This is a genomic window from Klebsiella sp. 4_1_44FAA (assembly GCF_000238715.1).
GTDB classification, from domain to species: domain Bacteria; phylum Pseudomonadota; class Gammaproteobacteria; order Enterobacterales; family Enterobacteriaceae; genus Klebsiella; species Klebsiella pneumoniae.
Genome location: NZ_JH414802.1, coordinates 214,359 through 226,869, shown reverse-complemented (window position 1 = coordinate 226,869; position 12,511 = coordinate 214,359). Strand labels below are relative to the sequence as shown.

11 protein-coding genes and 1 pseudogene are annotated in these 12,511 nt (G+C 60.5%); 11 read left to right on the top strand and 1 reads right to left on the bottom strand.

Features of this window, described 5'->3' with window-relative positions:
• Positions 1–574 precede the first annotated feature (574 nt).
• A complete protein-coding gene (gene paaZ / locus HMPREF1024_RS09395; protein WP_009309005.1) occupies positions 575–2,620 on the bottom strand; it encodes a phenylacetic acid degradation bifunctional protein PaaZ in 2,046 nt (681 codons plus the stop codon).
• A 286-nt stretch (positions 2,621–2,906) separates the two neighbouring features.
• Between paaZ and paaA the strand changes: the two genes are divergently transcribed.
• The 11 genes and pseudogenes from paaA (at position 2,907) to paaK (ending at position 12,423) form a co-directional block, all read left to right on the top strand.
• Complete coding sequence (gene paaA / locus HMPREF1024_RS09400) at positions 2,907–3,836, top strand: 1,2-phenylacetyl-CoA epoxidase subunit PaaA (protein WP_004176377.1); 930 nt, start codon at positions 2,907–2,909, stop codon at positions 3,834–3,836.
• 11 nt (positions 3,837–3,847) lie between these two features.
• A complete protein-coding gene (gene paaB / locus HMPREF1024_RS09405; protein ID WP_004224492.1) occupies positions 3,848–4,135 on the top strand; it encodes a 1,2-phenylacetyl-CoA epoxidase subunit PaaB in 288 nt (95 codons plus the stop codon).
• A 7-nt stretch (positions 4,136–4,142) separates the two neighbouring features.
• Complete coding sequence (gene paaC / locus HMPREF1024_RS09410) at positions 4,143–4,898, top strand: 1,2-phenylacetyl-CoA epoxidase subunit PaaC (protein ID WP_004224493.1); 756 nt, start codon at positions 4,143–4,145, stop codon at positions 4,896–4,898.
• An 11-nt stretch (positions 4,899–4,909) separates the two neighbouring features.
• On the top strand, positions 4,910–5,407 hold the full coding sequence (gene paaD, locus HMPREF1024_RS09415) for a 1,2-phenylacetyl-CoA epoxidase subunit PaaD (RefSeq protein ID WP_009309004.1): 498 nt from the start codon (positions 4,910–4,912) through the stop codon (positions 5,405–5,407).
• A 7-nt stretch (positions 5,408–5,414) separates the two neighbouring features.
• The gene (paaE, locus tag HMPREF1024_RS09420) at positions 5,415–6,485 is read left to right on the top strand and encodes a 1,2-phenylacetyl-CoA epoxidase subunit PaaE (protein ID WP_009309003.1); all 1,071 of its coding nucleotides are present in this window, start codon (positions 5,415–5,417) and stop codon (positions 6,483–6,485) included.
• A complete protein-coding gene (paaF, locus tag HMPREF1024_RS09425) occupies positions 6,482–7,249 on the top strand; it encodes a 2,3-dehydroadipyl-CoA hydratase PaaF (RefSeq protein WP_009309002.1) in 768 nt (255 codons plus the stop codon). The genes paaE and paaF overlap by 4 nt, the downstream gene beginning before the upstream one ends.
• Before the next feature lie 2 nt (positions 7,250–7,251).
• A complete protein-coding gene (gene paaG / locus HMPREF1024_RS09430) occupies positions 7,252–8,040 on the top strand; it encodes a 2-(1,2-epoxy-1,2-dihydrophenyl)acetyl-CoA isomerase PaaG (protein ID WP_004140117.1) in 789 nt (262 codons plus the stop codon).
• Positions 8,041–9,463, top strand: a pseudogene (locus tag HMPREF1024_RS0126855) (3-hydroxyacyl-CoA dehydrogenase). It abuts the gene before it with no gap.
• Entirely contained in the window at positions 9,453–9,875 is a 423-nt protein-coding gene (gene paaI / locus HMPREF1024_RS09435) for a hydroxyphenylacetyl-CoA thioesterase PaaI (protein ID WP_009308998.1), read from the top strand. Before HMPREF1024_RS0126855 ends, paaI begins: the two are co-directional and overlap by 11 nt.
• Positions 9,875–11,080 (top strand): 3-oxoadipyl-CoA thiolase, encoded by a 1,206-nt coding sequence (gene pcaF, locus HMPREF1024_RS09440; RefSeq protein ID WP_004151578.1) that lies wholly within the window; start codon positions 9,875–9,877, stop codon positions 11,078–11,080. Before paaI ends, pcaF begins: the two co-directional genes overlap by 1 nt.
• Before the next feature lie 26 nt (positions 11,081–11,106).
• Positions 11,107–12,423 (top strand): phenylacetate--CoA ligase PaaK, encoded by a 1,317-nt coding sequence (gene paaK, locus HMPREF1024_RS09445; RefSeq protein ID WP_004179642.1) that lies wholly within the window; start codon positions 11,107–11,109, stop codon positions 12,421–12,423.
• The last annotated feature ends 88 nt before the right edge of the window (positions 12,424–12,511 follow it).

The following is a 12,511-nucleotide window of genomic DNA, read 5'->3' as shown; positions in this document are numbered from 1 at the left end:
CTACCGTGAGCGAAGACCGGTGATTGCCAGGCGCAAACCACCGCCACGGCCAGCGCCAGCGCGGTTTTACGAGGAGAAAATTTCAAGCCGTTTGCCATTGTGACCTCATCTTATTGTTGTGTTGTCTCTTGCCGCTGCGAATGTCGGCTTTGTCATCCTTAAGCTACCAGCCAGCGGCGCCGGGGCGTTTGTTTGCTTTTGCCAGCTTGTTTGTCAGTTTTGCCAGACGGGCGTAAAAAATGCCTCCGCAGAGGCATTGAGAACGTGCGCTGATTTTTTTGCCGGGTGGCGGCTGACGCCTTACCCGGCCTACGGTCCGTGCGGCCTGCCGTTAATTTATTCACCATTCTTGCTGGCCCGAGCCCGGGGGTACAGGGGGCGGCGGCGACTGGCCGCCCCCTGTGCGCTCCCTGCGCTATGCCAGGCATAACGCAGACGATTAACCGGGAGCGCAATGTGCGCTGAAGCCACGGATAACATAAAGGACTTCCCGGGGCGAAACCGTTGCAAACCGATTGCAGTATCAATGGCTAAAGGGTCGGCCAACAGAGCGCCAGCGGTCTATTTTTCGCTATCACGCCGGGAAATCTCCCTGTTGACGCGCCACCAGGGTCAGAATGGAATACAGCGCCACCGCCTGCTGGTGCTGATTGAAAATCTCCACCGCCCATTCCACCACGCCGGTGGCTTTCTCATCGGCGCTGCGCTGACGTTTGACCGTTTTCCGCTTACAGGTGAGGCGAACCTGAATGGTGTCGCCCGGTTTGACCGGCTCAATAAAGCGCAGGTTTTCCATGCCGTAGTTGGCGATAACCGGCCCGACGCCGGCATCGACGAACAGCCCGGCCGCGGCGGAGATCAGGAAATAGCCGTGGACCACCCGCTCGCCAAAAATCGACTCGGCGGCGGCGATTTTGTCCATATGCGCGTAGAAATGATCGCCGCTCAGGCAGGCGAAGTTAACGATATCCGCTTCGGTCAGGGTTCGGCGCGGGGTTAATAAGCTGTCGCCAGGCTGAATCTCTTCGAAATATTTGCGGAACGGGTGAATACGGTCTTCGTTCACCTGGGCGCCGCGCACCCACTGTTGACCGATGGTCGCCAGCATCGTTGGGCTGCCCTGGACCGCGGTACGCTGCATATAGTGTTTCACCGAACGCAGCCCGCCAAGCTCTTCTCCGCCGCCAGCGCGGCCGGGGCCGCCGTGCACCAGCTGCGGCAACGGCGAACCGTGGCCGGTTGATTCTGCGGAGGATGCTTCATTCAGTATCTGAATACGGCCATGGGCGCGGGCGGCGCCGAGGTAAAACTCACGCGCCAGCTCGCCGCTGGCGGTGACCAGCGTCCCCGCCAGACTGCCGCCGCCGGCGCGCGCCAGCGTCAGCGCATGCTGGCGGTCGCGATACGGCATCAGCGTCGCCACCGGACCAAAAGCTTCAATGGCGTGAACCGCCGGCGTTTCATCCGGCTGTGAGCAGTACAACAGGGTCGGCGGGAAAAATGCGCCGGCCGCGCTGAGGTCCGCCTCTCCACCGAGCAGTACTTCGCAGCCAGCGGCTATCAGCTTATTGACGCTCTCCTGTACGTCCTGACGCTGTTCGCTATTAACCAGGGCCCCCATCTTAACGCCCTCCTGCGCAGGGTCACCGACGGTTACTTTATGCAGGCGGGAGATCAGTGCATCGCTAACCGCATTAATCTGAGCCAGTGGCACAATGATTCTGCGGATAGCGGTACATTTTTGCCCGGCTTTCGCCGTCATCTCGCGGACCACTTCCCGAATAAACAGCGCGAATTCCGGTTGCTCCGGAGTGACGTCTTCGCCTAACACGCAGCAGTTGAGTGAATCTGCTTCCATGGTAAAGGGAATGGATTTGGCTACCAGGTTAGGGTGCGCCCGTAGCTGCTGGCCGGTGGCGGCTGACCCGGTAAAGGTAACCACGTCCTGGCTATCGAGGTGGTCGAGCAGATCGCCCGCGCCGCCGCAAATCAGGCTGAGGGCGCCCTCCGGCACCAGGCCGCTGTCGACAATCGCTTTCACCATTGCCTGGGTGAGCTGGGCGGTAGCGGTTGCCGGTTTAATGATAGCCGGCATACCGGCAAGCCACGTGGGCGCCAGTTTTTCCAGCATTCCCCAGCAGGGGAAGTTGAAGGCGTTGATATGGACGGCGACGCCTGATTTTGATGTCAGCACATGACGCGCGGCAAAACCGCCCTGTTTGGAGAGCGGGATGAGCTCGTCTTCCGGCCACAGGATATCGTCCGGTAATTCTCGACTACCGAGCCCGGCATAGGTGAAAAGGGTACCGATACCGCCTTCAATATCCACCCAACTGTCGGCGCGAGTGGCGCCGGTTTGCGCGGAGATGGCGTAGAACTGGTCTTTCTGCTCCAGCAGGTGTTTCGCCACCGCTTTCAGCATCGCGCTGCGTTCAATAAAGGTCATCGCCTGCAGGGCTTTACCACCGCGCTCAATCGCGAAGCGGCGCGCCTGCGCCATATCCAGGCCTTCACTGGTCACCTCCCAAAGCGCCGCGCCGGTGATGGCGTGATGGATAGTACGGGCGCGGCCCCGGCCGGTCTGCCAGGCGCCGGATAAGTAGCTGGCTAACTGCTGCATCGCAAATCTCCAAATGTGTTACGTGTGATATCTATAAATAGTTCTTTTATGAATCATAAAATGCAAGCCCGTATTTAATAAATTATTAACATTGTGATCGCGATGGCGTTACGTCTTATGCTTAACTTACTGTATTAATTGTGGTTTACAAAAGGTTTTGCGGAGATTATCACAAAAAGAGCAAACAAAATTTGTGGTTTTATTTAACCAATATGTAACCTTCAATAAACAAAGTGATTCACATAAATGTTTTTGTTGTGAATATCGGAATCATAAAGGTGATGACGTGACAGAAGAACAACGCTTTGACCAGCGCATCGCGCAGGAAACGGCCATCGAACCGCAGGACTGGATGCCGGATGCCTACCGTAAGACCTTGATTCGGCAGATAGGCCAGCACGCGCACTCGGAGATCGTCGGCATGCTGCCGGAAGGCAACTGGATCACCCGCGCGCCGACGCTGCGCCGCAAAGCGATCCTGTTGGCTAAGGTACAGGATGAGGCTGGACACGGGCTGTATCTCTATAGCGCCGCGGAAACCCTTGGCTGCGCCCGGGAAGACCTGTATCAGAAGATGCTCGACGGGCAGATGAAATACTCCTCCATTTTTAACTACCCGACCCTCAGCTGGGCGGATATCGGCGTGATCGGCTGGCTGGTCGATGGCGCGGCCATCGTCAACCAGGTGGCGCTGTGCCGGACCTCCTACGGCCCCTATGCCCGGGCGATGGTCAAAATCTGCAAAGAAGAGAGCTTTCACCAGCGTCAGGGATTTGAAGCCTGCATGGCGCTGGCGCAGGGCAATGACGCGCAGCGGCAGATGCTGCAGGACGCCATTAACCGCTTCTGGTGGCCGGCGCTGATGATGTTTGGCCCCAACGACGACAACTCGCCGAACAGCGCCCGCAGCATGGCGTGGAAAATCAAACTGCACTCCAACGACGAGCTACGTCAGCGCTTCGTCGACAATACCGTGCCGCAGGTAGAGATCCTCGGTATGACCGTCCCGGACCCGGATTTGCAGTTTGATGAAGCCAGCGGCCACTACCGCTTCGGCGAAATCGACTGGCAGGAATTTAACGAGGTGATTAGCGGCCGTGGCATTTGCAATCACGAGCGGCTGGCCGCCAAGCGTAAGGCCTGGGAAGAGGGCGAGTGGGTGCGCGAGGCCGCGCTGGCCCATGCGCAAAAACAGCAGGCCCGCAGCGCGGCATGAGGAGAGACAACATGAGCAAAGTTTACTGGCCGTTATATGAAGTGTTCGTTCGCAGCAAACAGGGGTTATCCCATCGTCACGTCGGCAGTCTGCACGCCGCCGATGATCAAATGGCGCTGGAGAATGCCCGCGATGCCTATACCCGCCGCAGCGAAGGCTGCTCAATTTGGGTGGTGAAGGCCAGCGAAATCGTTGCTTCGCAGCCGGAAGAGCGCGGCGAATTCTTCGACCCGGCGGAAAGCAAAGTCTACCGTCATCCGACTTTCTATACCGTGCCGGACGGCATGGAACATATGTGAGGCGGCGATGAATATCCCTAACCCCGTAGCCACCTACGCCCTGCGGCTTGGCGACAATGGTCTGGTTCTGGCCCAGCGTTTAGGCGCCTGGTGCGGCCATGCTCCCGAGCTCGAGATCGATCTTGCGCTGGCCAACATCGGCCTCGACCTGCTCGGCCAGGCGCGCAATTTTTTAAGCTATGCCGCCGAGCTTAACGGCTGCGGCGACGAAGATACGCTGGCTTTTGGTCGCGATGAGCGCCAGTACAGCAACCTGCTGCTGGTGGAGCAGCCAAACGGCAATTTTGCCGACACCATCGCCCGCCAGTTCTTTATCGATGTCTGGCACGTCGCCCTGTACAGCCGGCTGGTGAACAGCCGCGACGCGCAGCTGGCGGCCATTGCCGCCAAAGGGCTGAAAGAGGTGCGTTACCACCTGCGCTTCAGCCGCGGCTGGCTGGAGCGTCTGGGTAACGGCACCGAGTTATCAAATCGCAAAATGCAGCAGGCGGTCGACAATCTGTGGCGCTTCACCGGCGAACTGTTCCTTGCCGATGAAGTGGAGCTCAGCCTGGTTGAGCAGGGTATTGCGGTTGATCCGCGTGAGCTTCAGGCCGAATGGCAAAGCGCGGTACACACGGCGCTGCTCGACTCCGGCTTACAAATCCCGCAGGAAGCGGCCTTCCGCAGCGGCGGCAAACAGGGGCTGCACAGTGAACATCTCGGCCCGCTGCTGGCGGAGATGCAATATCTGCAGCGTTCGCATCCCGGACTGCAGTGGTAAGTGAGGTGACTATGCAACGTCTTGCCGATATCGCTCCTGCAGAGGTTCGCACCATCTGGGGATTATTAAGCGCGATCCCGGATCCGGAAGTGCCGGTACTCACCATCACCGACCTCGGTATGGTGCGCAGCGTCGCGCGCCATGGCGACGGCTGGGTGATTGGCTTTACCCCGACCTATTCGGGCTGTCCGGCGACGGAGCATCTGCTGGGCGAGATCCGTACGGTCATGAGCGAGCATGGCTTTCTGCCGGTGCATATCGTCCTGCAGCTGGATCCGCCGTGGACCACCGACTGGATGAGTCAGGATGCCCGCGAACGCCTGCGCCAGTACGGCATCAGCCCGCCCCAGGGGCACGCCTGCCATGCGGATATGCCCGCTGAGGTGAGCTGTCCGCGCTGCGGCAGCGCCCATACCTCGCTGATTAGCGAATTCGGTTCCACGGCCTGCAAAGCGCTCTATCGCTGCGACAGCTGCCGGGAACCTTTTGATTACTTTAAATGTATTTGAGGTTGCCATGACGACGTTCCATTCGCTTAAGGTGGCGAGAGTCGAGCCGGAAACCCGCGATGCGGTGACCATCACTTTTGCGATCCCGCAAGCCCTGCAGGCGGAATACTGTTTTCGCCCGGGCCAGCATCTGACGCTAAAAGCCCGTCTGGGCGGCGAAGAACTGCGCCGCTGTTACTCCATTTGTCGCAGCCGCACGCCCGGCGAAATTAGCGTCGCGGTCAAAGCTATCGACGGCGGGCGCTTCTCGCGCTACGCCCAGCAGGATATCCAGCAGGGTATGGAGCTGGAGGTGATGGTGCCGCAGGGGCATTTCGGTTATCAACCGCAGGCCGAACGGCAGGGAGAATATCTGGCGATTGCCGCCGGCTCCGGGATCACGCCGATGATGGCGATCATTAGCGCGACGCTAGCGACCGAGCCGCAAAGCCGCTTTACGCTGATCTACGGCAACCGCAGCAGCCATAGCATGATGTTCCGCCAGGCGCTGGCCGATTTAAAAGACCGCTATCCGCAGCGCCTGCAGGTGATCCACCTGTTTAGCCAGGAGTCGATGGACAGCGATCTGCTACAGGGGCGCATTGACGGCGACAAACTGCGCCAGCTCGCTGACCATCTGCTGGATTTCAGCCGTTTCGACGAGGCCTTTATCTGCGGTCCGGCGGCGATGATGGACGAGGCGGAAGCGACGTTACGTGAACTTGGCGTAGCGGAGAAATCGATTCATCTCGAACGCTTTAATACCCCAGGCGGCAATGTGAAGCGGGCCGCTGGAGTGCAGGCGGAAGGGCGCACGGTGACCATCCGCCAGGACGGGCGCGATCGGCTTATCGCCCTCAGCGCCGAAGACGACAGCATCCTGGATGCCGCATTGCGTCAGGGCGCCGATCTGCCGTTCGCCTGTAAGGGCGGGGTATGCGCCACCTGTAAATGTAAAGTGCTGCGCGGCGAAGTGGCGATGGCCGCCAATTACAGCCTGGAAGCGGATGAGCTGGCGGCGGGCTACGTGCTGAGCTGCCAGTCGCTGCCGACCAGCGGCGATGTGGTGGTCGACTTTGACGCGCGGGGGATGGCATGAGTGACCTGCTGATCCACCGTCATGGCCGGGTGCTTCAGTTGACGCTGAACCGCCCGCAGGCCCGCAACGCGCTGAACAATGCCTTATTAACCCAGATTGCCGAGGCGCTGGAGGCGGCGGCAGTTGATGACAGCGTCGGCGTCTGCGTTATTCGCGGTAACGCGCGTTTTTTCGCCGCCGGGGCTGACCTTAATGAAATGGCGGAAAAAGATCTTCCTGCCACCCTGGATGATATTCGCCCACGGTTATGGGGGCGAATTGATGCCTTTACTAAACCGCTCATCGCCTCGGTCAACGGCTACGCCCTCGGCGCCGGCTGCGAGCTGGCCCTGCTGTGCGACTTGATTGTCGCCGGGGACAACGCCCGCTTTGGCCTGCCGGAAATTACCCTCGGCATAATGCCGGGCGCGGGCGGCACCCAGCGGCTGATCCGCAGCGTTGGCAAGGCGCTGGCCAGCCGGATGGTGCTGAGCGGCGAGAGTATTGACGCCCGCCAGGCGCAGCAGGCCGGGCTGGTCAGTGATATCCATCCGGCGGCGTTAACCGATGAGTATGCCCTGCAGCTGGCAACCACCATTGACCGCCATTCGCCGCTGGCGCTACGGGCGGCAAAACAGTCGCTGCGCCTGTCGCAGGAAGTCAGCCTGCAGGCCGGTCTGCAACAGGAGCGCCAGCTGTTTAGCCTGCTGAGCGCCACCGAGGACCGCCGCGAAGGCATCGACGCCTTCTTACAAAAACGTACCCCGGAATTTAAAGGACGCTAATCGTGGAAGCTTTCATTCTCAGCGCAGTGGAACAGGGCGTCATGACCATTACCCTCAATCGCCCGGACCGCCTTAACAGTTTTAACGACCTGATGCATCACCAGCTGGCGGAATGTCTGAAGCAGGCCGAGCGCGATGATGGCGTGCGCTGCCTGCTGATCACCGGCGCCGGCCGCGGTTTTTGCGCCGGCCAGGATTTGAACGACCGCAATGTCGACCCCAGCGGCCCGCCGCCGGATCTCGGCATGTCGGTAGAACGCTTTTACAACCCGTTAGTGCGCCGTCTGGCGGCGCTGCCGAAGCCGGTTATCTGCGCGGTTAACGGCGTGGCCGCCGGCGCGGGCGCTACCCTGGCGCTGGGCTGCGATATCGTGCTGGCCGCGCGTTCGGCCAAATTTGTGATGGCGTTCAGCAAGCTCGGCCTGGTGCCGGACTGCGGCGGCAGCTGGTTCCTGCCGCGGGTGGCCGGCCGTGCGCGCGCGATGGGGCTGGCGCTGCTGGGCGACAGCCTCAGCGCGGAACAGGCCGCGCAGTGGGGGATTATCTGGCAACTGGTGGACGATTCAGAACTGGCGGATACCAGTCTGCAACTGGCGCGCCATCTGGCGGCGCAACCGACGTTTGGTCTTGGGCTGATTAAAAAGGCGCTGCTGGCTTCTGAAACCAACAGTCTCGATGCGCAGCTGGACCTGGAGCGCGATTATCAGCGTCTGGCCGGGCGCAGCGATGATTACCGCGAAGGGGTCAGCGCGTTTCTGGCCAAACGGCCACCACAGTTCAGCGGGAAATAGATGATGACGACATCCTTAGTCAACGTGGCGGTGATCGGCAGCGGCACCATGGGGGCCGGCATCGCCGAAGTGGCTGCCGCCGCCGGGCATCCGGTGCGTATTTTTGATATTAACCCTAAGGCTGTAGACCTGGCGATAGAGGGTATCGCCGGGCGTCTGGCGTCACGCGTTGCGCGGGGCAAACTGGCGTCAGAGCAGGCCGATGCGCTGCTGGCGCGCCTGCATCCGGCCCACGATTTAGCCGCACTTGCCGATGCAGATTTAGTGATCGAAGCGGCCTCTGAACGGTTGGAGGTCAAAACGGCGCTGTTCACGCAGCTGGCGGCGATCTGCGCGCCGTCAACGCTGTTGACCAGTAATACCTCGTCTATTTCGATTACCGCTATCGCCGCCGGGGTCAAAAACCCGGAGCGGGTGGCCGGACTGCACTTTTTTAATCCGGCGCCGGTGATGAAGCTGGTCGAGGTGGTGAGTGGTCTTGCGACCTCCACAGAAGTGGTGGAGCAGCTGTGCCAGTGCGTAAGCGGCTGGGGGAAACAGCCGGTGCGCTGCCGCTCAACGCCCGGTTTTACGTTAACCGCGTAGCGCGTCCGTTCTACGCTGAGGCCTGGCGGGCGCTGGAAGAGCAGGTCGCCGCCCCGGAGGTTATCGATGCCGCTTTGCGTGACGGCGGCGGTTTTCCGATGGGACCGCTGGCGCTGACTGACCTGATTGGCCAGGACGTCAACTTCGCCGTGACCTGTTCGGTGTTTAACGCCTTCTGGCAGGACCGCCGCTACCTGCCATCGCTCCTCCAGCAAGAGCTGGCGCTGGCCGGGCGGCTAGGTAAAAAGAGCGGCCACGGCGTCTATCGCTGGCCCGCTGAGACACTGCCGGACGCGGCGCTGCCGCCGGTAATGATGGGTGCTGAATCCGTTACCGTCAGAAGTGACAATGTCACTGAATTAGACGATGTCTTGCTGCTGGAGACTGAAGGCGAGACCGCCCTGGCGCTAAGCGTTAAGCATCACCGCCCGGTGGTGGTGTATGACCTGTGCGCCAGCGATACGGTGGTGCTGGCCGCAGCGGCAACCAACGCGCCTGCGGCCACTGATAAGGCCGTGCATCACTTCCAGCAGCAGGGCAGAAAGTGCTGCGTATTGCCGATTATCCCGGCCTGCTGGTGTGGCGCACGGTGGCGATGCTGATTAACGAAGCGCTGGATGCGGTACAAAAAGGCGTCGCCAGCCCGCAGGATATCGATACCGCGATGCGCCTTGGCGTGAACTATCCGCATGGCCCGCTGGCATGGGGAGAACGCCTTGGCTGGCGGCGGGTGCTGCAACTGCTGGAGAACCTGCAACACCATTATGGCGAGGAGCGCTATCGCCCCAGTTCCCTGCTGCGCCAGAAGGCGCTGATGGAGAAGCACCATGAGCAATGATCCGTGGCGCAACGCGCGCGTGATGTACGAAAAAGATACCTGCGCCAGAAAGATGGGGATCGAACTTATCGAAATAGACGACGGTTTTGCGCAGATGAGTATGACCGTCTCGGCGGACATGCTTAACGGCCATCAAACCTGTCACGGTGGTCAGCTATTTACGCTTGCCGATACCGCTTTCGCCTACGCCTGTAACAGCCAGGGGCTGGCGGCGGTGGCCTCGGCGGCAAGCATTGATTCTCTTCGTCCGGCGTTTGCCGGCGACCGGCTGGTCGCCACCGCCAGAGTCAAACAGCAGGGCAAGCTGACCGGCGTCTACGACATCGAAATTGTTAATCAACAGCAAAAGATTGTGGCCCTGTTCCGCGGCAAATCGCACCGCATCGGCGGCACAATCACGGGAGACGTGTAATGCGCGACGCCTTTATTTGTGACGGGATCCGTACGCCGATTGGCCGCTACGGCGGCGCGCTGGCCAGTGTGCGCGCCGACGACCTGGCGGCAATCCCGCTGCGTGAGCTCCTGAGTCGTAATCCTGGGCTCGACCCGGCAGCAATTGATGATGTGATTTTCGGCTGTGCGAATCAGGCCGGGGAAGATAACCGCAACGTGGCGCACATGGCGACGTTGTTGGCCGGTTACCCGCATACCGTGCCGGGCACCACGATTAACCGCCTGTGCGGATCGGGTCTGGATGCCATCGGCTTTGCCGCCAGGGCGATCAAAGCCGGCGATGCCGATCTGCTGATTGCCGGTGGCGTGGAATCGATGTCGCGTGCGCCTTTCGTGATGGGAAAAGCCAGCGCGCCGTACCAGCGTCAGGCGGAACTCTTTGATACCACGATTGGCTGGCGTTTTGTGAACCCGCTCATGGCGCAACACTTCGGAACTGACAGCATGCCGGAAACGGCCGAGAATGTAGCTGAATTGTTAAATATCAGCCGAGCCGATCAGGACGCTTTCGCCTGGCGCAGCCAGCAGCGCACGGCGCAGGCCCAGCGCGACGGCATTCTGGCGCAGGAGATTGTGCCGGTGCAGATTGTCGGCCGGAAAGGGGCGGTTAGCGACGTGCGCGAGGACGAGCATCCGCGCCCGGAAACCACGCTTGAGCAGCTGGCGAAACTGAAAGCGCCGTTCCGCCAGGGCGGCGTCATTACTGCGGGCAATGCTTCAGGCGTCAACGATGGCGCCGCGGCGCTGATCATCGCCAGCGAACAGCAGGCCGCTATCCAGGGGCTCACGCCGCGGGCGCGTATCGTGGCGATGGCGACGGCGGGTGTCGAACCGCGCCTGATGGGACTGGGGCCGGTACCGGCGGTGCGTAAAGTGCTGGAGCGGGCGGGACTCAATATTAACGATATGGATCTGATTGAGCTGAATGAGGCCTTCGCCGCCCAGGCGCTGGGGGTGCTCAGACAGCTCGGCGTGCCGGACGATGCGGCGCACGTGAATCCCAACGGCGGCGCCATCGCGTTAGGCCATCCGCTGGGCATGAGCGGCGCGCGGTTAGCGCTGAGCGCCAGCCTCGAGCTGCAACGCCGGGGCGGGCGCTATGCGCTGTGTACGATGTGTATTGGCGTGGGTCAGGGCATTGCCATGATCCTCGAGCGAGTGTGAGCTAATTTACCTGCGAGTACCCTACAATGATAACTACTACAAAATTAGATCCGATTGAAACCGCATCGCGTGACGAACTGCAGGCCCTGCAAACCCAGCGCCTGAAATGGACGCTGAAGCATGCGTACGAAAATGTGCCGATGTATCGCCGCAAATTCGACGCCGCCGGCGTGCACCCTGACGACTTTCGGGAATTAGACGATCTGCAAAAATTCCCCTGCACCACCAAACAGGATCTGCGCGACAACTATCCCTTCGATACCTTCGCGGTGCCGATGGAGCAGGTGGTGCGCATTCACGCCTCTTCCGGCACCACCGGCAAACCGACGGTGGTGGGATATACGCAAAACGATATTGATAACTGGGCCAATATTGTCGCCCGTTCGCTGCGCGCGGCCGGTGGTTCAGCAAAAGATAAAATTCACGTCGCCTACGGCTACGGCCTGTTTACCGGCGGCCTTGGCGCGCACTACGGCGCGGAACGTTTGGGCGCGACGGTGATCCCGATGTCCGGCGGACAGACCGAAAAACAGGCGCAGCTGATCCGCGATTTCCAGCCGGATATGATCATGGTAACGCCGTCCTACTGTCTGAATCTGATTGAAGAGCTGGAGCGCCAGATGGGCGGCGATGCCCGAGGCTGTTCATTGCGGGTCGGCGTCTTTGGCGCTGAGCCGTGGACGCTGGCGATGCGCGCGGAAATCGAGCGCCGGCTGGGGATCACCGCCCTGGATATTTACGGTTTGTCGGAAGTCATGGGACCGGGCGTAGCGATGGAGTGTCTGGAAACCGTTGACGGCCCGACTATCTGGGAAGACCACTTCTTCCCGGAAATCGTCAACCCGGACGACGGTACGCCGCTGGAAGATGGCGAACATGGTGAGCTGCTGTTTACCACCCTGACCAAAGAAGCGCTGCCGGTGATCCGCTATCGTACCCGCGATCTGACGCGCCTGCTGCCGGGAACCGCGCGGACCATGCGCCGCATGGATCGCATCAGCGGACGCAGCGACGATATGCTGATTATCCGCGGGGTTAACGTCTTCCCCTCGCAGCTGGAAGAGGAGATCCTCAAGTTTGAACACCTGGCGCCGCACTATCAGTTAGAGGTCAATCGCCGCGGTCATCTGGATTCGCTGGCGGTGCGCGTTGAGCTGAAAGAGAGCGGGCTGGCGCTGAGTCATGAACAACGCTGCCAGATTTGCCATCAGTTGCGTCACCGCATTAAGTCGATGGTCGGGATCTCCACCGATATTACTATCGTCAACTGCGGCAGCATTCCGCGCTCGGAAGGGAAAGCCTGTCGGGTATTCGACCTGCGAAAAGCGGTGGTTAGCGGTTAATCCTCTCCCCGATAACCCGGCTGAGGCCTTTACGCCGTAAGCCGGGAATTTCCTGTGCTATGATTCATAAAGGAAAAATATAACAACA